This window comes from Hydrogenophaga sp., from assembly GCF_051858985.1.
Classification (GTDB): Bacteria; Pseudomonadota; Gammaproteobacteria; order Burkholderiales; family Burkholderiaceae_C; genus Hydrogenophaga.
Window position 1 is genome coordinate 389,190 of sequence record NZ_JBHYGM010000003.1, and the last position, 20,719, is coordinate 409,908.

26 protein-coding genes are annotated in these 20,719 nt (G+C 66.5%); 20 read left to right on the plus strand and 6 right to left on the minus strand.

Annotation, left to right across the window (positions count from 1 at the left end; translation table 11 throughout):
• Positions 1–3: 3 nt before the first annotated feature.
• The 3 genes from ACTIEY_RS14230 to ACTIEY_RS14240 are packed head-to-tail and all read left to right on the plus strand — an operon-like array spanning position 4 to position 3,355.
• Positions 4–1,623, plus strand: coding sequence for a class I adenylate-forming enzyme family protein (locus ACTIEY_RS14230; RefSeq protein ID WP_439519790.1), 1,620 nt, complete (start codon positions 4–6; stop codon positions 1,621–1,623).
• Positions 1,620–2,546: an SDR family NAD(P)-dependent oxidoreductase gene (locus tag ACTIEY_RS14235; RefSeq protein WP_439519791.1), complete on the plus strand. Its 927-nt coding sequence runs from the start codon at positions 1,620–1,622 to the stop codon at positions 2,544–2,546. The genes ACTIEY_RS14230 and ACTIEY_RS14235 overlap by 4 nt, the downstream gene beginning before the upstream one ends.
• Positions 2,543–3,355, plus strand: coding sequence for an SDR family oxidoreductase (locus tag ACTIEY_RS14240; protein ID WP_439519792.1), 813 nt, complete (start codon positions 2,543–2,545; stop codon positions 3,353–3,355). Before ACTIEY_RS14235 ends, ACTIEY_RS14240 begins: the two co-directional genes overlap by 4 nt.
• On the opposite strand, the gene ACTIEY_RS14245 is transcribed toward ACTIEY_RS14240, so the two are convergent.
• Complete coding sequence (locus ACTIEY_RS14245; protein WP_439519793.1) at positions 3,315–4,007, minus strand: TetR/AcrR family transcriptional regulator; 693 nt, start codon at positions 4,005–4,007, stop codon at positions 3,315–3,317. The genes ACTIEY_RS14240 and ACTIEY_RS14245 overlap by 41 nt on opposite strands.
• 154 nt (positions 4,008–4,161) lie before the next feature.
• Between ACTIEY_RS14245 and pcaF the strand changes: the two genes are divergently transcribed.
• Positions 4,162–5,367 (plus strand): 3-oxoadipyl-CoA thiolase, encoded by a 1,206-nt coding sequence (gene pcaF / locus ACTIEY_RS14250; RefSeq protein WP_439519794.1) that lies wholly within the window; start codon positions 4,162–4,164, stop codon positions 5,365–5,367.
• A gap of 3 nt (positions 5,368–5,370) precedes the next feature.
• Here the strand turns inward: pcaF and ACTIEY_RS14255 are convergent, their stop codons facing one another.
• On the minus strand, positions 5,371–6,009 hold the full coding sequence (locus tag ACTIEY_RS14255) for a trimeric intracellular cation channel family protein (RefSeq protein WP_439519795.1): 639 nt from the start codon (positions 6,007–6,009) through the stop codon (positions 5,371–5,373).
• A gap of 30 nt (positions 6,010–6,039) precedes the next feature.
• Between ACTIEY_RS14255 and ACTIEY_RS14260 the strand changes: the two genes are divergently transcribed.
• The 3 genes from ACTIEY_RS14260 to ACTIEY_RS14270 all read left to right on the plus strand — a co-directional run bounded on the left by ACTIEY_RS14260 (position 6,040) and on the right by ACTIEY_RS14270 (position 7,934).
• Entirely contained in the window at positions 6,040–6,795 is a 756-nt protein-coding gene (locus ACTIEY_RS14260) for a sulfite exporter TauE/SafE family protein (RefSeq protein ID WP_439519796.1), read from the plus strand.
• 66 nt (positions 6,796–6,861) lie between these two features.
• A complete protein-coding gene (locus ACTIEY_RS14265) occupies positions 6,862–7,479 on the plus strand; it encodes a nucleotide-binding protein (RefSeq protein WP_439519797.1) in 618 nt (205 codons plus the stop codon).
• Entirely contained in the window at positions 7,479–7,934 is a 456-nt protein-coding gene (locus ACTIEY_RS14270; RefSeq protein WP_439519798.1) for a MaoC family dehydratase, read from the plus strand. Before ACTIEY_RS14265 ends, ACTIEY_RS14270 begins: the two co-directional genes overlap by 1 nt.
• 114 nt (positions 7,935–8,048) lie before the next feature.
• On the opposite strand, the gene ACTIEY_RS14275 is transcribed toward ACTIEY_RS14270, so the two are convergent.
• The 3 genes from ACTIEY_RS14275 to ACTIEY_RS14285 all read right to left on the minus strand — a co-directional run bounded on the left by ACTIEY_RS14275 (position 8,049) and on the right by ACTIEY_RS14285 (position 9,782).
• Entirely contained in the window at positions 8,049–8,372 is a 324-nt protein-coding gene (locus ACTIEY_RS14275) for a hypothetical protein (protein WP_439519799.1), read from the minus strand.
• A 149-nt stretch (positions 8,373–8,521) separates the two neighbouring features.
• Positions 8,522–8,995, minus strand: coding sequence for a tRNA (uridine(34)/cytosine(34)/5-carboxymethylaminomethyluridine(34)-2'-O)-methyltransferase TrmL (trmL, locus tag ACTIEY_RS14280; RefSeq protein ID WP_439519800.1), 474 nt, complete (start codon positions 8,993–8,995; stop codon positions 8,522–8,524).
• A gap of 58 nt (positions 8,996–9,053) precedes the next feature.
• Positions 9,054–9,782 carry a ComF family protein gene (locus ACTIEY_RS14285; protein WP_439519801.1) on the minus strand — a complete coding sequence of 243 codons (729 nt, stop codon included), beginning with the start codon at positions 9,780–9,782 and terminating at the stop codon, positions 9,054–9,056.
• Between the two features lie 54 nt (positions 9,783–9,836).
• Between ACTIEY_RS14285 and ACTIEY_RS14290 the strand changes: the two genes are divergently transcribed.
• The 8 genes from ACTIEY_RS14290 to ACTIEY_RS14325 all read left to right on the plus strand — a co-directional run bounded on the left by ACTIEY_RS14290 (position 9,837) and on the right by ACTIEY_RS14325 (position 16,264).
• Positions 9,837–10,745, plus strand: coding sequence for a biotin synthase (locus tag ACTIEY_RS14290; protein WP_439519802.1), 909 nt, complete (start codon positions 9,837–9,839; stop codon positions 10,743–10,745).
• Positions 10,746–10,946: 201 nt separating this feature from the next.
• Positions 10,947–11,378 (plus strand): DUF2244 domain-containing protein, encoded by a 432-nt coding sequence (locus tag ACTIEY_RS14295; RefSeq protein WP_439519803.1) that lies wholly within the window; start codon positions 10,947–10,949, stop codon positions 11,376–11,378.
• Positions 11,379–11,502: 124 nt separating this feature from the next.
• On the plus strand, positions 11,503–12,675 hold the full coding sequence (gene coxB, locus ACTIEY_RS14300) for a cytochrome c oxidase subunit II (protein WP_439520298.1): 1,173 nt from the start codon (positions 11,503–11,505) through the stop codon (positions 12,673–12,675).
• A 40-nt stretch (positions 12,676–12,715) separates the two neighbouring features.
• Positions 12,716–14,341 carry a cytochrome c oxidase subunit I gene (gene ctaD / locus ACTIEY_RS14305; RefSeq protein WP_439519804.1) on the plus strand — a complete coding sequence of 542 codons (1,626 nt, stop codon included), beginning with the start codon at positions 12,716–12,718 and terminating at the stop codon, positions 14,339–14,341.
• Positions 14,342–14,357: 16 nt separating this feature from the next.
• Complete coding sequence (locus ACTIEY_RS14310) at positions 14,358–14,471, plus strand: cytochrome oxidase small assembly protein (protein ID WP_439519805.1); 114 nt, start codon at positions 14,358–14,360, stop codon at positions 14,469–14,471.
• A 22-nt stretch (positions 14,472–14,493) separates the two neighbouring features.
• On the plus strand, positions 14,494–15,114 hold the full coding sequence (locus ACTIEY_RS14315; RefSeq protein WP_439519806.1) for a cytochrome c oxidase assembly protein: 621 nt from the start codon (positions 14,494–14,496) through the stop codon (positions 15,112–15,114).
• Positions 15,111–15,317 carry a DUF2970 domain-containing protein gene (locus ACTIEY_RS14320; RefSeq protein WP_439519807.1) on the plus strand — a complete coding sequence of 69 codons (207 nt, stop codon included), beginning with the start codon at positions 15,111–15,113 and terminating at the stop codon, positions 15,315–15,317. The genes ACTIEY_RS14315 and ACTIEY_RS14320 overlap by 4 nt, the downstream gene beginning before the upstream one ends.
• A 65-nt stretch (positions 15,318–15,382) precedes the next feature.
• Complete coding sequence (locus ACTIEY_RS14325; RefSeq protein ID WP_439519808.1) at positions 15,383–16,264, plus strand: cytochrome c oxidase subunit 3; 882 nt, start codon at positions 15,383–15,385, stop codon at positions 16,262–16,264.
• An 85-nt stretch (positions 16,265–16,349) separates the two neighbouring features.
• Here the strand turns inward: ACTIEY_RS14325 and ACTIEY_RS14330 are convergent, their stop codons facing one another.
• The gene (locus ACTIEY_RS14330; protein ID WP_439519809.1) at positions 16,350–16,583 is read right to left on the minus strand and encodes a twin transmembrane helix small protein; all 234 of its coding nucleotides are present in this window, start codon (positions 16,581–16,583) and stop codon (positions 16,350–16,352) included.
• 41 nt (positions 16,584–16,624) lie between these two features.
• Here ACTIEY_RS14330 and ACTIEY_RS14335 point away from each other — a divergent pair, with 41 nt between their 5' ends.
• From ACTIEY_RS14335 to ACTIEY_RS14355, 5 genes are read left to right on the plus strand one after another with little or no spacing between them, the layout of a single operon-like run.
• The gene (locus ACTIEY_RS14335) at positions 16,625–17,365 is read left to right on the plus strand and encodes an SURF1 family protein (protein ID WP_439519810.1); all 741 of its coding nucleotides are present in this window, start codon (positions 16,625–16,627) and stop codon (positions 17,363–17,365) included.
• The gene (locus ACTIEY_RS14340; RefSeq protein ID WP_439519811.1) at positions 17,346–18,023 is read left to right on the plus strand and encodes an SCO family protein; all 678 of its coding nucleotides are present in this window, start codon (positions 17,346–17,348) and stop codon (positions 18,021–18,023) included. Before ACTIEY_RS14335 ends, ACTIEY_RS14340 begins: the two co-directional genes overlap by 20 nt.
• Before the next feature lies 1 nt (position 18,024).
• Complete coding sequence (locus tag ACTIEY_RS14345) at positions 18,025–19,191, plus strand: COX15/CtaA family protein (protein WP_439519812.1); 1,167 nt, start codon at positions 18,025–18,027, stop codon at positions 19,189–19,191.
• Positions 19,188–20,093, plus strand: a complete 906-nt coding sequence (cyoE, locus tag ACTIEY_RS14350; protein ID WP_439519813.1) for a heme o synthase — start codon at positions 19,188–19,190, stop codon at positions 20,091–20,093. Before ACTIEY_RS14345 ends, cyoE begins: the two co-directional genes overlap by 4 nt.
• 4 nt (positions 20,094–20,097) lie before the next feature.
• Positions 20,098–20,709 (plus strand): SCO family protein, encoded by a 612-nt coding sequence (locus ACTIEY_RS14355; protein WP_439519814.1) that lies wholly within the window; start codon positions 20,098–20,100, stop codon positions 20,707–20,709.
• The last annotated feature ends 10 nt before the right edge of the window (positions 20,710–20,719 follow it).

Genomic DNA, 20,719 nt, shown 5'->3' on the forward strand with positions numbered 1-20,719 from the left:
CCCATGTCGACCGCTGTCCTCAACGCCTTGCCACGGCGCCGCGAGCGCCATTTCGGCGATCGGGTCGTCTGGTGCTTCGCGGAGCGCACGCGCAACGTGTTCGCCGGCTTTTCGGCGGCGGTGCGCGCGCAGGGCGAACGCACCGCCCTGGTGTTCGGCGATCACCGCTGGACCTACCGCGAGCTCGATGGCGAGATCGCACGCCTGGCCGCCGGCCTGCATGCCCGGGGCATCGCACCGGGTGAGCGCGTGGCCATGCAGGTGCGCAACCGCGCCGAGTTCGTCACGCTCTTCTATGCCATCCAGCGTCTGGGTGCGGTGGCCGTGCCGATCGACGTTCGCCTGCAGGGCGCCGAGGTGGGCCATGTGGTGGCCGACGCCGGTGCCCGGCTGCTGCTGCACGACGCCGATCTGGCCGATCGCGCGCAGACCGCACGTGCGCAGGTGACGACGCTGGCCGTGGTGGCGCTGCCCGAACCCGGCGACGGCCGGCTGTTCCCCAGCGCCGATGGCTTGCTCGCGCCGCCGCCGCACGAAGACATGGCCGAGGACGACGTGGCCATGATCCTCTACACCTCGGGCACCACCGGCAAGCCCAAGGGCGCGGCCATCGCCCATCTCAATGTCGCTCATTCGGTGATCCACCACGCCGGCAACCTGGGCCTGGGGCCGGACGACCAGTCGGTGGTCGCTGTGCCCATCAGCCACGTGACGGGCCTGCTGTGCGGGGTGATCGCGCCGCTGTGGACCGGTGGCACCCTGACGCTGCTGCCGCACTTCAAGGCGAAAGAGTTCCTGCCCCTGGCCGCTGCCGCGCGCATGACCTACACCATCATGGTGCCCGCCATGTACAACCTGTGCCTGCGGGTGGAGGGGTTCGACTGGTCCACGCTGTCTGCCTGGCGACTGGGCCACTTCGGCGGTGCGCCCATGCCGGGCGCGACCATCGAGGCGCTGGCGCAAAGGCTGCCGGGCCTCACGCTGGTCAATGGCTATGGCGCCACTGAAACCTGCTCGCCGGCGATCATGCTGCCGGTCGGCGCCGGACCCTCGAACCTGGCCTCGGTGGGTCGCCCGCTGGCCTGTGTGGAAATCCTCATTGCCGATCCCGAAACGGGCGTGGAGATGCCCGCTGGCGAATCCGGCGAGATCTGGTTGCGCGGCCCGATGGTGATTGCGCGCTACTGGAACGACGCCGCCGCCACGGCCAGGGGCCTGGTCGCGGGCTGGTGGCGCTCCGGCGACATCGGCAGCGTGGACGCTGAAGGCAACGTGTTCGTGCTCGACCGCCTGAAAGACCTCATCAACCGGGGCGGCTACAAGATCTACAGCGCCGAGGTGGAAGCCGTGCTGGCGCGCTGCCCGGGCGTGATCGAATCTGCCATCGTGGCGCGCGCCGACCCTGTGCTGGGCGAGCGCGTGCACGCCTTCGTGTGCGTGACAGAGGGCACCACACATGAAGCGTTGTCCAGTTTCTGCGCGGCACAACTGGGCGACTACAAGGTGCCGGAGAGCTGGACGCTGAGCACCGAGCCCTTGCCGCGCAACCCCACCGGCAAGCTGGACAAGAAATCGCTGCGCGAACGCGCGGCAGAAATTCAAACAGGAGTGAAACCGACATGACGATCCGATTCGACAACCGAGTGGCCATCGTGACCGGCGCTGGCGCCGGCCTGGGACGCAGCCACGCGCTGCTGCTGGCCGAGCGCGGCGCCAGCGTGGTGGTGAACGACCTGGGCCGCTCGCGCGAGCCCGGGCGCGAGCAGGAGCGCGTGGCCGACCAGGTCGTCGCAGAGATCCGCGCCGCCGGCGGAAAGGCCGTCGCCAATTTCGATTCGATCGCCGAGTTCGAAGGTGCCCAACGGCTCGTGGACCAGGCGGTGAGCGAGTTCGGACGGCTGGACATCCTCGTCAACAACGCCGGCTCGCTGCGCGACAAGACCTTTGGCAAGATGGACATGGCCGACTGGGACTTCGTGCTCAAGGTGCACCTCTCCGGCACGGCCTATTGCACACGCGCCGCCTGGCCGGTGATGCAGAAGAACGGCTACGGCCGCGTGGTGTTCACCACCTCCAATTCCGGCCTGTATGGCTCGTTCGGCCAGTCCAACTACGCAGCCGGCAAGATGGGCATGATCGGCCTGATGAACACGCTCAAGCAGGAGGGCGGCAAGTACGGCATCCTGGTCAACACCATCGCGCCGGTGGCGGCCACGAACATGACCGAAGGCGTCCTGCCGGCCGACATCGTGCCGCACTTCAACCCGGCCCATGTGTCCGCCGCTGTCGCGGTGCTGTGCAGCGAGCAGTTCCGGCAATCGGGCGTGATCTGCTCGGCCGCCGCCGGGCACTACGCCCTGGTGCAGGTCTGCAGCACGCTGGGCCTGCAGCTCGACCCGTCTGCCGCCCCGGATCCCGAAACACTGGTGGAGCGCTGGGACGAGATCGCTGATGACCGCGCGATGCGCGTGTTTCCCAACGCGGGTGCCGAGACCACCGCCATCCTGGAGGCCATTCAGGCGCTGCGCGCGGGCGTGGCGCCGTGAGCCATGCCTTCGCCGGACGCTGCTGCGTCGTCACCGGTGCAGGCGGTGGCATTGGCGAAGCGGTGAGTCGGGCTCTCGCGGCGCAAGGCGCGCGCGTGGCCCTGCTCGATGTGGACCTGGCGCGTGCCCGTGCGGTGGCGCAGACCCTGCCACACGCGCGGGCCTACGCCTGCGATGTGGCCGACTCCACCGTGGTGCAGGGCGCGATGGACGCCGTGGCCAGTGACCTCGGGGCGATCGACGTGCTGGTGAACAACGCAGGCATCATCGGTGGCGCCGAATACGCGCGCAACCTGGCGAGCCGCGCGGCCCAGCTCGATGAACTGCAGCAGGCCGGCGCCATCAGCACGCCCACCAACGCCACCGCCAGCATGACCGACGCCCAATGGCGCGCCATGCTGTCCACCCACCTGGACGGCACCTTCTACTGCACACGCGCCGTGCTGTCCGGCATGCAGGCGCGCCGCACCGGCGCCATCGTCAACATGAGCTCGATCATGGGGCTCTCCGGGGGCAACGGCGTGCCGCACTACGCGGCGGCCAAGGCCGGCATCATCGCCTTCACCCGCGCCGTGGCGCAGGAGGTGGCGCCGTTCGGCATCCGTGTCAACGCGGTGGCGCCAGGCTTCATCGACACCGCCATGCGCTCGCAATTGCCGCCCGCCATCGCGGCCGGCCACGTGCGTGCCACGCCCATGGGCCGGCTGGGCACCGCAGCCGAGATCGCCGACGCCGTGCTCTACCTGTGCAGCCCGGGCGCCTCGTTCGTCACGGGGCAGGTGCTGGGGGTGAACGGCGGCTACCTTTGACGCCAGCGGCCATGGGCGGCGGCTGGGTGAAGTCGCGGCTGCGCAGCAGTTCCTGAACCGCGGGTGAGGTACCCAGCAGGTTCAGCGTGAGCTCCACGTACATGCGCTGCAGGTCGGGGATGGAATGGCGCCCGTTCTTCCGGTACCAGTTGGCCACGCCGTTGAGCATGGCCAGGATGGCGAAGGTCGCCACCCGCGCGCTCGGCACCGAAAAAGCGCGTTCCCGGATGCCCGCATCCACCAGGCTCTGCAGCAGTTCCTCGTGCCGGTCGCGCAGCGCCACCAGCACGGTGCGGTTCTCGGGCAGCAGGCTGCGCAGCTCCATCGTGCCGATGAACACCTCGGGCTGGCGCCGGGCGTGGAATTCGACGTGGGCGGCCACGAAGGTGCAGAGCTTGGAGAGCGTCCCCTGCTCCTGCGCCACTTTTTGCGCCACCTCGGCAACCAGATCCTCCATGATCCCGCGCAGCAGCACGAAGAGCAGGTCCTGCTTGTTCTCGATGTGGTTGTAGAGCGATGCCGCCTGGATCCCGATCTCGTCGGCCAGCGTGCGCAGGCTCACACCGTGGTAACCGTGCCGCGCGATCAGCCGGATGGACGCCTCGCGAATCGCCTTCTGCGTGATCTCGCCGCTGACGCGCCCTTTGGCCATGGTGTGTTTCCTTGCTGAACTGGCAAGGTTTATAACGCAGGCCGTCTTTCAGCCTCCAGCGGGCGGCATCTGGAACGCAGCGCCAATAACCCGTGCCGACCGCGCCACTTTGCGGCTGTGGTTACAGTCACAGACCCATACGAGGAGCACCCACATGACCCAGCAAGCCTTCATCTGCGACGCCATTCGCACCCCCATCGGCCGCTACGGCGGCGCCCTGTCCAGCGTGCGCACCGACGACCTGGGCGCCATCCCGCTCAAGGCCCTCATGGACCGCAACCCCGGCGTGGACTGGGCTTCCGTGGTGGATGTGATCTACGGCTGCGCCAACCAGGCCGGCGAGGACAACCGGAACGTGGCGCACATGGCCAGCCTGCTGGCGGGCCTGCCGGTGGAGGTGCCGGGCGCCACCATCAACCGCCTGTGCGGCTCGGGGCTGGACGCGGTGGGCACGGCGGCGCGCGCCATCAAGGCCGGTGAGGCCGGGCTGATGATCGCGGGTGGCGTGGAGAGCATGAGCCGGGGGCCTTTCGTGATGCCCAAGGCGGAGTCGGCCTTCAGCCGCAACAACGCGGTGTACGACACCACCATCGGCTGGCGCTTCGTGAACAAGCTGATGAAAGCGCAATACGGCGTGGACTCCATGCCGGAGACGGCCGAGAACGTCGCCACGGACTACAAGATTGAACGCGAGGCGCAGGACCGCATGGCGCTGTCCAGCCAGTTGAAGGCCGTGGCCGCACAGCAGGCTGGCCACCTGGCGCGGGAGATCGTGGGCGTGACGATTCCGCAGAAGAAGGGCGACGCAATCGTGGTGGAGCAGGACGAACACCCGCGGGCGACGAGTCTGGAGTCGCTGGCGAAACTCAAGGGTGTGGTGCGGCCCGACGGCACGGTGACGGCGGGCAACGCGAGCGGCGTGAACGACGGCGCCTGCGCGCTGTTGCTGGCCGACGAGGCGTCGGCCACGAAGAACGGTCTCACGCCCAAGGCGCGTGTGGTGGGCATGGCCACGGCCGGCGTGGCGCCGCGCGTGATGGGCATCGGCCCGGCGCCGGCCACCCAGAAGGTGCTGGCACTCACGGGCCTGAAGCTGGAACAGATGGACGTGATCGAGCTCAACGAGGCGTTTGCCGCGCAGGGCATCGCCGTGCTGCGCATGCTGGGTTTGAAGGACGATGACGAGCGCGTGAACGCTTGGGGCGGCGCCATCGCCCTGGGTCACCCGCTGGGCGCCAGCGGTGCGCGCCTCGCCACCACGGCCATCAACCGCCTGCACCACACCGGCGGGCGTTACGCGCTGTGCACCATGTGCATCGGGGTGGGGCAGGGGATTGCGCTCGTTCTTGAGCGCGTCTGAAGGCTACAGCTTCCACGCGGGGAGTTGCCAGTTGCGCCATAGCGCGAGGCCGCGCAGGCCGGCCGTGAACACCACGCAGGCCACCAGCGCGAGCCACCCCGGCGCCTCGATCTGCCACAGGCCGACATACAGCCAGCCGCCGGCGAACGCGCACAGCGCGTAGGGCCGGTGGTCCTTGAACGCGGTGGGGATCTCATTGCAAACCACATCGCGCAGCACGCCGCCAAACACACCGGTGATCAAGCCCATGAGCACGGCCACCAGAGCCGGCATCTCCAGCAGCAGCGCCTGGTGCACGCCGGTGGCGGTGAACAGGCCCAGGCCCAGGGCGTCTGGCCACTGGATGGCACGCTCGGTGAGCTTCACGTGGCGCCCGCGCAGGAACACCATGGCGAGCGCGCACAACACCAGCACGCCCCAGAGCATTTCCACGTGGCGCACCCAGAAGAACGGGCGCTGGTCCAGCAACAGGTCGCGCAGTGTGCCACCGCCGAAGGCGGCCAGGAAACCCACCACCGCCACACCCACCGCGTCCAGCCGCATGCGCGCTCCCATGAGAATGCCGGAGAGCGCGAAGGCGGCCGTGGCCGCGAGTTCGACCAGCAGCCTCAGGGTCTCGCCCCAGAATTGAACGTTTTGCATCTCCCGGATTGTCCACCTCGCTGACCTCGCATGCCCCTCATCACCGACCCGCATTTCTATTTCGTCGCCATCCCTGCGGTGCTGCTCCTGGGCATGAGCAAGAGCGGATTCGGGGCCGGCTTCGGTTCGCTGGCGGTGCCCATGATGGCGCTGGCCGTCACGGTGCCGCAGGCGGCCGCCATCCTCATGCCGGTGTTGCTGCTGATGGACCTGCTGGGCATGGCCGCCTTCCGCAAGAACGTGGACCCCCACCTGCTCATGTTCCTGATTCCCTGGGGGCTGGCGGGCATCGTCATTGGTGCCTTGCTCTTCAAGGTGCTGGACGCGCGGCTGGTGGCCGGCATCGTGGGGGTGTTCACGCTGCTGTTCCTGGCGCAGCGCCTGCTCTTTCCGCCGCGGGCGGACAGTGCGCCACCGCCGCGGTGGGTGGGGGCGATCCTCACGGTCACTTCGGGATTCACCAGCTTCATTGCGCATGCGGGAGGCCCGCCCATCAACGCTTACGTGATACCGATGCGACTCTCGCCAGTGCTGTTCACGGGCACCATGGCGTTCTTCTTTTTCTTCGTCAATCTCGCGAAATGGATTCCCTACGCCTGGCTGGGCCTGCTCGACCTCCGCAACATGACGACGTCGCTGGCGCTGCTGCCGTTCGCGCCCATCGGGGTCTGGGTGGGTGTGCGGATCGCCCATCGCATCCAGCCGGTGTGGTTCTATCGGCTCGTGTACAGCGGCATGTTCCTCACCGGCTGCAAACTGGTGTGGGACGCCGTGGCGATACCATAGGGACCCATTCCGCCTTCCCCACCGCGCCACGCGGCCGGGGTGTCTACACGCACAAAGGAGCTTCACATGCCCATCGTGGTGGTTGCCAATCCCAAAGGAGGCGTGGGCAAGTCCACGCTGTCGACCAACGTCGCCGGCTACTTCGCCCGCCAGGGCCATTCGGTCATGCTGGGCGATGCGGACCGGCAGCAATCGTCGGCGTTGTGGCTCAAGCTGCGTCCACCCACCGCGCGCCCCATTCAGACCTGGGACATTTCTGAAGAGCTCGTCGGGCGCCCGCCGAAGGATGTGACCCATGTGGTGCTGGATACGCCGGCCGGGCTGCAGGGTTCGCGCCTGAAGGACATCCTGAAAGTGGCCGACAAGGTGCTCGTGCCGCTGCAGCCCAGCATCTTCGACATGTACGCCACGCGCACCTTCCTGGACGAACTGGCCCAGTCCAGCCGCGCGACCAAGGTGCAGGTGGGCCTGGTGGGCATGCGCGTGGACATGCGCACCATCTCGGCCGACAAGCTGCGGGAGTTCGTGGTGTCCCTGGGCCTGCCGGTGCTGGGCGCGCTGCGCGACACGCAGAACTATGTGCACCTGGCCGCTCGCGGCCTGACGCTGTTCGATGTGGCGCCCGGTCGGCTGCAGAAAGACCTGGCCCAGTGGGAAGGCATCTGCCAGTGGCTGGACCGCTGATGCGCAGCTTTGAAACCCTGGCCGATCTGGCGGCCTGTGTCGGGCAAGAGGTGGCGGTGAGCGACTGGATCGAGATCACCCAGGAACGGGTGAACCAGTTTGCCCAGTCCACCGGCGACCACCAGTGGATCCATGTGGACGTGGAGCGCGCGAAAGCCGGGCCGTTCGGCGCACCGATCGCGCACGGCTTCCTCACGCTGTCGCTGCTGCCGGCGTTTTTCGACTCGGCCCTGGACATCCAGGGTGCCCGCATGGGCGTGAACTACGGTTTGAACCGGGTGCGCTTTCCCTCCCCGGTGCCCGTGGGCAGCCGCCTGCGCGGACGCATGACGCTGCAGGCCGCCGAACCGATCGATCGCGACGGGCTGCAACTGACCTGGCTCGTGGTGGTGGAGCGCGAGGGCGGCGAGAAGCCAGCCTGCGTGGCCGAGTCGATGGCGCGCCTGTATCCCTGAGGCGCTTCATCCGGAGCGAGGTCTCCCCTTCCAGAGACACCGAGGAACCGGCTCCGCCGGGCCTCAGGTGTCGCCCCCTTGAGGGGGTCGCGCGCAGCGCGGCGGGGGTGCTCGCTACTTGATCAGAACGAGCTGCTTCGGCTCGAGCCAGCCTTCAAAACACTGAATCAGCGCGTTGATGCGTTCGGCGGCGATGGACTGGTTGTGCTGCTGGGAGATCAGCTGGAAGGCGTCGTTGCGCAGCAGCCAGAGTTCCTGCGCGGTGCGGGCCTGATCGATCTTGCTGCGCAGGCGTTGCGCTGCCTGGGTCGTGCAGTCCGCGATGCTGCGCATCAACTGGTTGCGGATCATGGCCAGGTCTTTCAGACTGGCCGACCGGGGCGAGCGCTGATGCGGCGCCTGGTGCACCCCGAAGATCCGGGCAAGAGAAGTGATCAATATGGTCTCCGTGCAGCCCGCGGGTTGGCGGGTAGCTGGTCGGACCATGCCATTGGATGATCGGCATGGCCTGTAACAGGCTGCAAGCGAGATGTTGCGCGTTTCGCGGCCGTTGTGAAGCAGGCTCCCCCGCGCCCGCGTGACCTGCGTCACGGAACCGGTCGGGAAAATTGAATCTGGCGCCAGGCCTCGTACACCGTGACCGCCACCGCGTTCGACAGGTTGAGGCTGCGCTGGCCTTCCAGCATGGGCAGGCGCAGGCGTCGCCCGGCGGGAAAGGTTTCTCGCAGTGCTTCGGGCAGGCCCCGGGTTTCGGAGCCGAACACCAGCCAGTCGCCGGCCTGGAAGGTGTTGTCGAACACGCTGTGGCTGGCACGCGTGGTGAAGGCGAAGACGCGTTGCGGGTCGGGCGACTCGGCCTGCAGGAAGGCTGCCCAGCTGGCGTGACGGCGAATGTCGGCGTACTCGTGGTAGTCCAGTCCGGCGCGGCGCATGTGCCGGTCGTCCATGGAAAAACCCAGCGGTTCGATCAGGTGCAGCGTGCAGCCCGTGTTCGCGCTCAGGCGGATCACGTTGCCCGTGTTGGGCGGAATCTCGGGTTCGACAAGGACGATGTGGAACATGGGTCTGCGGGTTGGGGGTGGACTGTAACCCGCGCCGCCGGGCGCGCCAGCCGCTCGTTCAGGGCGTTCGCGCGAACACCAGCGCGCTCACCCGCGCAGCGCCGGCCTGCAGCAAGGCCTGGGCCGATGCGTGCAGCGTCGCGCCGGTGGTCGTCACATCGTCCACCAGCAGCACGTGCGCCGCGTGGATATGGGCCACGCGTTCGGGATGCGCCGCGAACACCCCGCGCAGGTTGTGCAGCCGCTGTTCGCGAGTGAGCGTGTGCTGGTCCGGTGCCTCCACCAGCCGCACGAGCGCGTCGGCACATGCCGAGGAGGGAGCCGCGATGCCTTGCCGCCGCGCCAGGTGCCGCAGGGCCTTGATCAGCTCCCAAGCCTGGTTGTGACCTCGCTCGCCCAGCCGCCGGGCGGTGAGCGGCACCGGGACCATCAGGTCGCCGAGCGCCAGCAGTTCACGCGCAAGCGAGGCGTTCAGCAACAACTGCGAAAAAGGCATGGCCCAGCCCGGTTCACCACGGAACTTGAACCGCGCGATCAGTCGATCCCAGGGATAGCCGTAGTCCACCGCAGCGGCGCAAGCCTGCAAAGCTGGGGGGATGGTGCGGGTCACGCAGGCGCCGCAACGCGAGAGGCCCTCGGGCAGCGGCGCTGCGCAGCCGGTGCAGCGCGCCGCAGGGCCGGCAAAGCGCGCGGTGCAGGAATCGCACACCGGGCCAGCGGGCCATGCCCCGCACACCTGGCAGATGCCGGGAAGAGGGTCGAGCAGGCTTCGCCAGGTCGGGAACATGGGGCGCCAATATACTGGGCCGCTTTTCCCAGTACTCCCCCTGCGGGCCCCCGATTGAACACGTCTTCCGTTCCCGAAACTGCCGTGCCTGGGCTGGATCCCGTCGCCGCGCAGCGCTGGCAACGGCTGGCGCGCAGCGAAAGCCCGTGGTTGCATGAGGAAGTGGCCACCCGCATGGCCGAGCGGCTGCACTGGTTTCGCGAACAGCCCACCAGCTGGTTGCACTGGGAGCCGGTGGCCGGTGGCCTGCGGACGCACCGCTACCTGCGCACGCTGCTGCCACAAGCTCCCTGCCACGTGGTGGCCGAGCGCCTGGACGAGGCGCTGGAAGCCACGCGCGAAGGCGCCGGTCCGGCCTGGAACCCCGTCAACTGGGGACGCCACAAGGGCGCGATGCCGGCGCAGGCACAGACCCGTGTGAGCATGGTCTGGGCGAACATGCAGCTGCACATGGAGCCGCGCCCGCAGGCGTTGATCCAGCGCTGGAATTCGCACATCGAAACCAACGGCTTCCTCATGTTCTCGTGTCTCGGTCCGGACAGCCTGCGCGAGCTCCGGCCGTTGTTCGCGCGACACGGCTGGCCCGAGCCCGCCCACGCCTACACGGACATGCACGATTGGGGCGACATGCTGGTGCACAGCGGCTTTGCCGAGCCGGTGATGGACATGGAGCGCATCACCCTGTCTTACAGCGGTGCCGAGCCTTTGCTCAAGGAACTGGGCGAACTGGGGCGCAACCTGAGCACCGCGCGCTTCCCGGCCTGCCGTTCGCGCGCCTGGCGAGAACGCCTGTGCCGGGCCATCGAAACCGAACTTCCCCGCGCGCCCGACGGGCGGCTGCTGCTGACCTTCGAGGTCATCTACGGCCACGCCTTCAAGCCGGTGCCCCGCGTGGCCATGGGCCCGTCGACGACCCTGCCGGTGGACGACCTGCGTGCCATGTTGCGAAATCCGCGCCGCTGATACCGATCCGTCGCACTTGAATGTGTTGGTACTGCCCGGGGCAGCGGGTGAGCGCCGCTACAATCCGGGGTTGTCGTTTCGTCAAGGGCATCTTCCCTGCATCGGCGCGTCGGCCTGATGGCTGGCGGCAGCTTGAATCGGTGGTGGTTGGTGAGCCATACCTGCAGCGTCTATCGCTTCGCGACCCGGTCTGAGCAAGGCATGGAATGGTCGCTCAAGCGCAATTGTTCGGTCACACCCGCTCAGCTGGGCTGGCTTTACGCCTCCCTGTGCGTGGTGTCGCTGGGTGTCGCGGCGGGTTTCTGGTTTCAGGGCGCCACCCTGGTGCTGCCTTTTGCCCTGCTGGAACTGGTGGCGGTGGGCGCGGCGTTCCTGGTGTACGCCCGTCACTCCACCGACCGCGAGCGCATCCATTTGCTGGATGGCCGGCTGGTGGTGGAGCTGGAAACGGCGGGAAGGCTGAAGCGGTGCGAGTTCGCCCGCGAGTGGGTTCGGGTGGAGCCGCGAGGACATGAGGGTCAGCTGATCGAAGTCCGCGGTGGAGGCCAGTCGGTGACAGTGGGGCGGTACCTGCGCTCCGATCTCCGGCCGGTGCTGGCGAGGGAAATCCGGCTGGCATTGCGGGGTGGATGACGAGTGCGTTGGGTGGGTTTCGGTGGGCGAGCCCGGGAAAATTTGTTCTAATCGGCATTGATATAAATCAATACTTATATTTGAGGCGCTTAAAGTGAGTACGACGAAGAAAACGGTGCATTCCCTGCGAAATCGGTGGTCCACGCTTTGCGCAGCAGGTACCACCCTGGCGCTGGGGGCCGGTGCCTGGACCTCCGTGGCGGCCCAGGTCAAGGACCTTCCCGGCGGCCCCGCCGTCAACCAGTTGAACTTTCACCCCCCAGTGACCCGCATTGCGGTGGAGCAGCACTGGTTGCACTGGTTCATGATGGTGCTGTGCGCCGTCATCTTCGTCATCGTCTTCGGCGTGATGTTCTATTCCATCCTGAAGCACCGCAAGTCGGTCGGCCACAAGTCGAAGGTGCTGGCCGAGCCGATCTGGGTGGAGCTGGGCTGGACCATCGTCCCGCTGCTCATCGTCATCGGCATGGCGCTGCCCGCGACCAAGGTGCTGGTGGCCCAGAAGGACACCACCAACAGCGACCTCACCATCAAGGCCACGGGCATGCAGTGGAAGTGGGGATACGACTACATCAAGGGCGAAGGCGAGGGCATCGGCTTTGTCTCCACGCTGGACAACAGCCACCGCGTCATGTCCAACAGCGGCAAGCCGGAAGCGACCGACGACTACCTGCTCAAGGTCGATAACCCGCTGGTCGTGCCGGTGGACCGCAAGGTGCGCATCATCACCACCGCCAACGACGTGATCCACGCCTGGATGGTGCCTGCCTTCGGCGTCAAGCAGGACGCCATCCCCGGCTTCGTGCGCGACACCTGGTTCCGCGCCGAGAAAACCGGCGATTTCTACGGCCAGTGCGCCGAGCTGTGCGGCAAGGAACATGCCTACATGCCCATCCATGTGAAGGTGGTGACGGCCGAGCAGTACACCGCGTGGGTGGCGGACCGCCAGAAGGCGATGGCCGCCGCGGCCGATGACCCGAGCAAGGTCTGGAACCTGGCCGACCTGGTCAAGCGCGGCGAATCCGTGTATGCCGCCAACTGCGCCGCCTGCCACCAGGCCAACGGCAAGGGCGCTGGGCCCATCAAGGCCCTGGACGGCTCGGCCATCGTCACCGACGCCGATCACGCCAAGATGATCGGCGTGCTGCTCAACGGCGCTGCGGGCGGTGCCATGCCGGCCTGGAAGCAGCTGTCCGACACCGAGCTGGCTGCGGTCATGACCTTCGCCAAGAACAGCTGGTCGAACAAGACCGAGCAGGTCATCCAGCCCGCCGAAGTGCAGGCTGCGCGCAAGTGACCCGTCTGGCTAAAAACATAGAGTCTCAAAGGAATCGATGATGAGTGCAGTTCTTGACCACCACGACGCGCACGGCCACGACCACGATCACGACCACCACGCCCCGACGGGCTGGCGTCGCTGGGTCTACGCCACCAACCACAAGGACATCGGCACGCTGTACCTGCTGTTCGCCTTCACCATGCTCATGGTGGGCGGCGTGCTTGCACTGCTGATCCGTGCCGAGCTGTTCCAGCCGGGCCTGCAACTGGTGAACCCCGGGCTGTTCAACCAGCTCACCACCATGCACGGCCTGATCATGGTGTTTGGCGCCATCATGCCGGCCTTCGTGGGCTTCGCGAACTGGATGATTCCGCTGCAGATCGGTGCCGGCGACATGGCGTTCGCCCGCATGAACAACTTCAGCTTCTGGCTGATGATCCCGGCAGCCATCATGCTGGTGGCCTCGTTCTTCATGCCGGGTGGCGCACCCGCCGCCGGCTGGACGCTCTACGCCCCGCTGACCCTGCAGATGGGCCCCAGCATGGACGCCGGCATCTTCGCGATGCACATCCTCGGCGCCTCCTCCATCATGGGCTCGATCAACATCATCGTCACCATCCTCAACATGCGCGCGCCTGGCATGACGCTGATGAAGATGCCGATGTTCTGCTGGACGTGGCTGATCACCGCCTACCTGCTGATCGCCGTCATGCCCGTGCTGGCCGGCGCCATCACCATGACGCTGACCGACCGCCACTTCGGCACCAGCTTCTTCAACCCCGCCGGCGGCGGCGACCCGGTGATGTACCAGCACATCTTCTGGTTCTTCGGCCACCCCGAGGTCTACATCATGATCCTGCCGGCCTTCGGCATCGTGAGCCAGGTCGTGCCCGCGTTTGCGCGCAAGAAGCTGTTCGGCTACGCCTCCATGGTCTATGCCACCGGCTCCATCGCCATCCTTTCCTTCGTCGTCTGGGCGCACCACATGTTCACCACCGGCATGCCGGTGACGGGCCAGCTGTTCTTCATGTACTCCACCATGTTGATCGCAGTGCCCACGGGCGTGAAGATCTTCAACTGGATCGCGACCATGTGGAAGGGCTCGATGACTTTCGAGACGCCGATGCTGTGGGCCGTGGGCTTCATCTTCGTGTTCACGATCGGCGGCTTCACTGGCCTGATCCTGTCGGTGGCGCCGATCGACATCCAGATGCAGGACACCTACTACGTGGTGGCGCACTTCCATTACGTGCTGGTGGCGGGCTCGCTGTTCGCCATGTTCTCGGGCATCTACTACTGGCTCCCCAAGTGGACCGGCGTGATGTACAAGGAATCGCGCGGCAAGATCCACTTCTGGTGGTCGATGATCTCGTTCAACATCACCTTCTTCCCGATGCACTTCCTGGGCCTGGCCGGCATGCCACGCCGCTATGCCGACTACCCGATGCAGTTCGCCGACTTCAACGCCATCGCTTCCGTCGGCGCCTTCGGCTTCGGCATCGCCCAGGTCTATTTCTTCCTCTTCGTGGCCCTGCCAGCGATGCGCGGCCAGGGAGAAAAGGCCGTTCAGAAGCCTTGGGAAGGCGCCGAGGGCCTGGAATGGGAAGTGCCTTCGCCCGCACCGTTCCACACTTTCGAGAACCCGCCCAAGCTGGACGCGACCGCCACCAAGGTGATCGGTTGAACCAGAGAGCATGGTCATGACGACGTCTGAACAGAAGAAGAACAACCGCCGCCTGGGCCTGATCCTGGCCTCGGTGGCCGTGGTGTTCTTCCTCGGCTTCGTCGGCAAGCGGTTCCTGCTGGGTTTCTGACCCCGCAACCTGGGCACACACCATGGGACTTCAGCGCGAAAACCTCAAGATGGTGAGCAAGCTCTGCGTGATCGCGCTGGGCATGTTCGCCTTCGGCTATGCGCTGGTGCCCATTTACCGACACATCTGCGAGGCCCTGGGCATCAATGTGCTGGCGGTCTCCGAACTGCGCGTGCCCGGCGCGGCGCCCACCAGCATGCCCGCCAATTCCCAGGTGGATCGCACGCGCACCATCACCGTGGAGTTCGATGTGAACACCCGCGGTCCCTGGCACTTCAAGCCGGCGGTGCGTTCCCTGCAGGTGCATCCTGGCGAGCTCACCACGGTGGTGTACGAGTTCCAGAACATCCAGAACCGCACCATGGCCGCGCAGGCCATTCCGAGCTACGCGCCCAAGCAGGCGGCCGCCCACTTCAACAAGCTGGAGTGCTTCTGCTTCACGCAGTACACGTTGCAACCCGGCGAGAAGAAGGAATGGCCAGTCGCCTTCGTGATCGATCCACGACTTTCGAAGGACGTCAGCACCATCACGCTGTCGTATACGTTCTTCGAGGTGGGTGGCAAGGTGCCCGATGCGCCGCGAGACGATCTTCCGCAGGCCTTGAGCCCGGTGGTGGTCAAGCAGGCAGCAGGAGCCGTATGAACGAACCCGTCCATCGTCGCAAGGGCACGTTCCTGGGCACCGTGAGGGCGGTGCTGTGGGGGTTCCTCGGCGTGCGCCGCAATGCGGACTACCAGGACGACATTGCCAAGCTCAACCCGCTGCACCTGATCGCGGTGGGCCTGGGGATGGCGCTTCTCTTCGTGCTGGGGCTCATCCTGCTGGTGAACTGGGTGGCCGGCTGAAGTCCAGCGAACCGTTTTTTTGATTCTTAGACATTGATACAAGCGAAAGCAAAACAGGAGTGAGCATGTCAGCAGCATCCCACGGCACGACGCCCTACTACTACGTCCCCGGTCCCTCGCGCCACCCCGTGATGGCCGCCATCGGCCTCTTCTTTGTCATCCTGGGCGCCGGTCAGTGGATCAATGGCGCCGGCTGGGGCGCGTATTCGCTGGCCTTTGGCCTGCTGTTCTGGCTGTTCGTGCTGTTCCAGTGGTTCAGCGAATCGGTGCACGAGAGCGAGACCGGCATGTACGGCCGCAAGATCGATCTCTCGTTCCGCTGGAGCATGAGCTGGTTCATCTTTTCGGAAGTGATGTTCTTCGGCGCCTTCTTCACCGCGCTCTGGTGGACGCGCACGCACTCGGTGCCGGCACTGGGCAGCTTCGAGAACTCGCTGCTCTGGCCGAATTTCTCGGCTGTGTGGCCCAGCGTGCAGGCCGGTGCCACCGCGTCACCCGGTGGCATCGTCGAGCCCTTCCAGACCATGGGCCCTTTCTGGCTGCCCACGATCAACACCGCGCTGCTGCTCACTTCCGGCGTGACGCTCACCATCGCTCACCATGCACTGCAGGCAGGCAACCGCGCGCGCACCATCGCCTTCATGTGGATGACCGTGCTGCTGGGCATCATCTTTCTGTTCGTGCAGGGCTACGAATACGCCCACGCCTACGCCGACCTGAACCTCAAGCTGTCGTCGGGTGTGTTTGGTTCCACTTTCTTCATGCTGACCGGCTTCCACGGTTTCCACGTGTTCGTGGGCATGTTGATGCTGCTGTTCATCACCCTGCGTCTGCAGAAGGGCCACTTCACCGCCCAGCGCCATTTTGGATTCGAAGGTGCGGCCTGGTACTGGCACTTCGTGGACGTGGTCTGGCTGGGCCTCTACATCCTGGTCTACTGGATGTGATTCGACGGGGGCGGGAACTTCGCCCCGGAATGGCCCCCAAGAAAAAGCGCCTCCCGGCGCTTTTTTGCTGAGAGAACGGATCGAATCAGCCGCGCAACGGCAAGCCGGTGGGCTGGATCCAGCCCATGAAGTAGCTGATGATCACCACCACGAAGAGCAGGATGGAAAAGCCCACGCGAAAGGCCAGGGCTCGGGCCATGTGGTTCTTGCGCGGTGCGGTGCCTTCCTCCTCATTCCGGCCACCGCGCATCATGTAGACCAGCGCGGCGCCCAGGCTTCCAATGATGGCAACGAACGCCACGATGACCAAATATTTCATCCCCCGGATTATGGGTGCCTCGCGCGCCCGCCGCTGACCCCATGCCGAGTTCCCGCTTGCGTTTCTGGATCGTCACGGCCGCCACCGCGCTGACGATGGCGATCACGGCCTCGCTGGGTCTGTGGCAGCTCGACCGCGCGGCGCAGAAGCTGGCCCTGCAGGCGCAGATCAGCGAACGCAGCGCGTTGCCCGCCTGGAACAATGCCAATCTTCTGCAGAGTGCGGACCTCGGGACCGGGGTGCATCGTCCCGTGGAACTGGTGGGTGAGTGGGTGCAGAACGCCAGCGTCTTCCTGGACAACCGCCAGATGAACACGCGGGTCGGATTTTTCCTCGTCACGCCCTTGCGGCTGGCGGGCAGCGACCGCGTGGTGCTGGTGCAGCGCGGCTGGGTGGGTCGCGATTTCACCGATCGCACCCGCGTGCCCTCCATCGCCACCCCCACGGGCGAGGTGCGCGTCCCGGGCCGGCTGGCCCCACCGCCCGGCAAGCTGTATCAGCTGGGCGAGGCGGGCACGGGCCCGATCCGGCAAAATATCGACCTCGCGGCGTTCACGCGGGAAACCGGCCTGCCCCTGCTGGAGGTGTCGGTCCTGCAATCCGGTGCTGCCTCCGATGGTCTGTTGCGCGAATGGCCGCAGGTGGCCGTCGATGTGAGCAAGCACCACGGCTACGCCTTCCAGTGGTTCTCCCTGTGTGCCCTTGCGGGCATCCTGTATTTCTGGTTCCAGATCGTTTCCCCTCGCCGAAAGCGCAGATCCCATGGTACAGACGCCCGATGAACCCCTGACGATGACCGTGCACAGCCTGCCGCGACTGGACGAGGCAGGCGCCCAGGCCGTGGCCAGCACACGTTCGGGGCGCTGGAAGCTGATCGGCCTCATGCTGGTGTGCGCGGCGCCCGTGATCGCCTCTTACTTCACCTATTACGTGATCCGCCCGGAAGGCCGACGCAACTACGGCGAGCTCATCGATCCGCAGCGTCCCTTGCCCAACTGGAGCGGCACCAACGCGCAGGGACAGCCAGTGGCGCTGGCATCGCTCAAGGACCAGTGGCTGCTCATCAGCGTGGCCGACAGCGCGTGCGCTGAAGCCTGCCAGCAGCACCTGTATCTGCAGCGCCAGTTGCGCGAGACGCTGGGCCGCGAAAAGGACCGTCTCGACTGGGTTTGGTTGCGCACGGGTGATGCGGCGCTCTCCGCACCGTTGAAGCAGGCCACCGCTGCAGCCCAGGTGCTTCACGTGGACGCACAGGCGCTGGCCGGCTGGTTGCAGCCAGCCCCTGGCCAGAAGATCGAGGACCACCTGTATGTGGTCGATCCACTGGGCAACTGGATGATGCGGTTTCCGGCGAACCTGGATCCTGCACAGGCCAAGCGCGATCTCGACCGCCTCCTCAGAGCCTCTGCCTTCTGGGACAAGGAAGGCAGGCAGAACTGACATGGAAGCCCAGCCTTTGTACGATCTGGCCCCCGTCGCCCGCCTCATGCTGCTGGGCGTGGTGATCGCGCTGGGGCCGCTGGCCTGGGTGTGGCTGCGCAACCGGCACGCGCCGCCCGCGCACCGCTTGCGCGTGCTCACGCTCGTGACGCTGTTCCTCACGTTTGACCTGGTGCTGTTCGGCGCCTTCACGCGACTCACCGACTCCGGCCTCGGTTGCCCGGACTGGCCGGGCTGTTACGGCAGCGCAAGCCCGGTGGGCGCGAGCGCATCCATTGCGGCGGCGCAGTCGGCCATGCCCACGGGTCCGGTCACCTTCTCCAAGGCGTGGATCGAAATGATCCATCGGTACCTGGCCACCGCGGTGGGTGTGCTCATCCTCGTGCTGGCGCTGGTGAGCTGGATCGAACGGCGTCGGCTCGCGGTGTCTTTCGTCTGGCCGCTGGTGACGCTGGTGTGGGTGTGCCTGCAGGGCGCTTTTGGCGCGCTCACCGTCACCATGAAGCTCTTTCCCGCCATCGTCACCCTGCACCTGCTGGGGGGCATGGTGCTCCTGGCACTGCTTCGCGCGCAGTCGGTCAGCTACGCACTGGCCGAGCCGGGCAGCAAAGGCCCGGTGGCCCTGGCCGGGCGGTTGCGGCTCGCCTTGGGCCTTGTGACGGGCTTGCTCTGGCTGCAGATCGCGCTGGGCGGCTGGGTCAGCACCAACTACGCCGTGCTGGCCTGCAGCGAGTTTCCCACCTGCCAGGGAAGCTGGTGGCCGGCCATGAATTTCCGCGAAGGCTTCACGCTCTGGCGCGAGCTCGGCCAGAACCGCGCGGGCGACGCCATTGCCTTCCCGGCCCTCACCGCCATTCACTACGTGCACCGCCTGATGGCATACGCCGTGCTGGCCGCCATGGTCTGGCTGGGCTGGCGCCTGTGGCGCGAGCCCGGCATGCGCAGCACCGCGCGCGCCGTGTTGCTGCTGGCCGCGTGGCAGTTTGCCAGCGGCCTCACCAACGTGGTGCTGGACTGGCCCTTGCTCGCCGCGGTGGGCCACACCGGTGGCGCCGCTGCGCTGGTGGTGGTCTTCACCGGCGCGTTCGCGGGCACGCGCCGCGCCCGCCAGCACGACGCCTCGCCGGTGAACGCCACCCCGATGCATTTCTCCAGGCCCACCCCATGAGCGCTGCGTCCACTCCTCCCGTTGCCCTGCCCATGCCCTCGGTCTGGCGGCAATACCACGCGCTGACCAAGCCGCGCGTGATCCAGCTCATCGTGTTCTGCGCGCTCATCGGCATGGTGCTGGCCGTGCCTGGAGCCCCCACCTGGGCGCAGGTGCAGCTCGCGGCCATCGCGTGTTTCGGCATCTGGCTGGTGGCGGGTGCCGCCGCCGCCTTCAACTGCGTGGTGGAGCAGCACATCGACGCGAAAATGAAGCGCACGGCCTGGCGGCCCACCGCCAAGGGCGAGCTCACGAACGGCAAGACCCTGTCGTTCTCGGCCGTGCTGTGCGCTGCGGGTTCTGCGGTGCTCTATTTCTGGGTCAACCCCCTCACCATGTGGCTGACGTTCGCCACGTTTGTGGGCTACGCGGTGGTCTACACCGTCATCCTCAAGCCGCTGACGCCGCAGAACATCGTGATCGGCGGGGCCTCTGGCGCCATGCCGCCGGTGCTGGGCTGGGCCGCCATGACCGGTGTGGTTGCGCCCGAAGCGCTGATCCTGTTCCTCATCATCTTCCTGTGGACGCCGCCGCACTTCTGGGCGCTGGCGCTCTACCGCGTGGAGGACTACCGCAAGTCCGGCCTGCCCATGCTGCCGGTCACCCACGGCTCGGAATTCACGCGGCTGCAGATCCTGCTCTACACGGTGGTGCTGTTTGCGGCCTGCCTGATGCCCTTCGTGATGCGCATGAGCGGCTGGATCTATCTGGCCGCCGCGATCGCCCTGTCTATCGGCTTTTGTGGCTACGCCTTTGCCCTGTGGCGCAACTACTCCGACGCGCTGGCCCGCAAGACCTTTCGCTTTTCCCTGATCCACCTGTCGCTGCTGTTTGCCGCGCTGCTGGTTGACCACTACATCTGAAGACATGACGCACCTGCACCTTCAACGCCGCCAACTGATGCTCGCCACCCTGGGCGCCACCGGTTTGTTGCTCGCTGGCTGTTCCGACGAGCCCGCCCCGTCGTTCGCCGCCATCGACATCACGGGCGCCGACTACGCCACCGGCTTCTCGCTCACCGATCACAACGGCCAGCCTCGCACGCTGGCCGACTTCAAGGGCAAGGTGGTGGTGGTGTTCTTTGGCTTCACGCAGTGCCCCGACGTGTGCCCCACGTCCATGAGCGAACTCGCGGAGGTCAAGCGCCTGCTGGGTGCCGATGGCGATCGGCTGCAAGGCCTGTTCATCAGCGTCGACCCCGAGCGCGACACGCCCGAGATCATGAAGCAGTACATGGCCAGCTTCGACCCCACCTTCCTGGCGCTGTACGCCGCGCCCGATGCGCTGCCCGATGTGGCCAAGAGTTTCAAGGTCTATTACAAGAAGGTGGACGGCCCCACGCCCACCAGCTACACGATGGACCATTCAGCCGGCAGCTACGTGTACGACCCGCAGGGCCGCATCCGCCTGTACCACCGCTATGGGAGCGGTGCCGCCGCACTGGCAGGCGACGTGAAGAAGCTGCTGTCGCAGGCCTAAGACAGGCCTA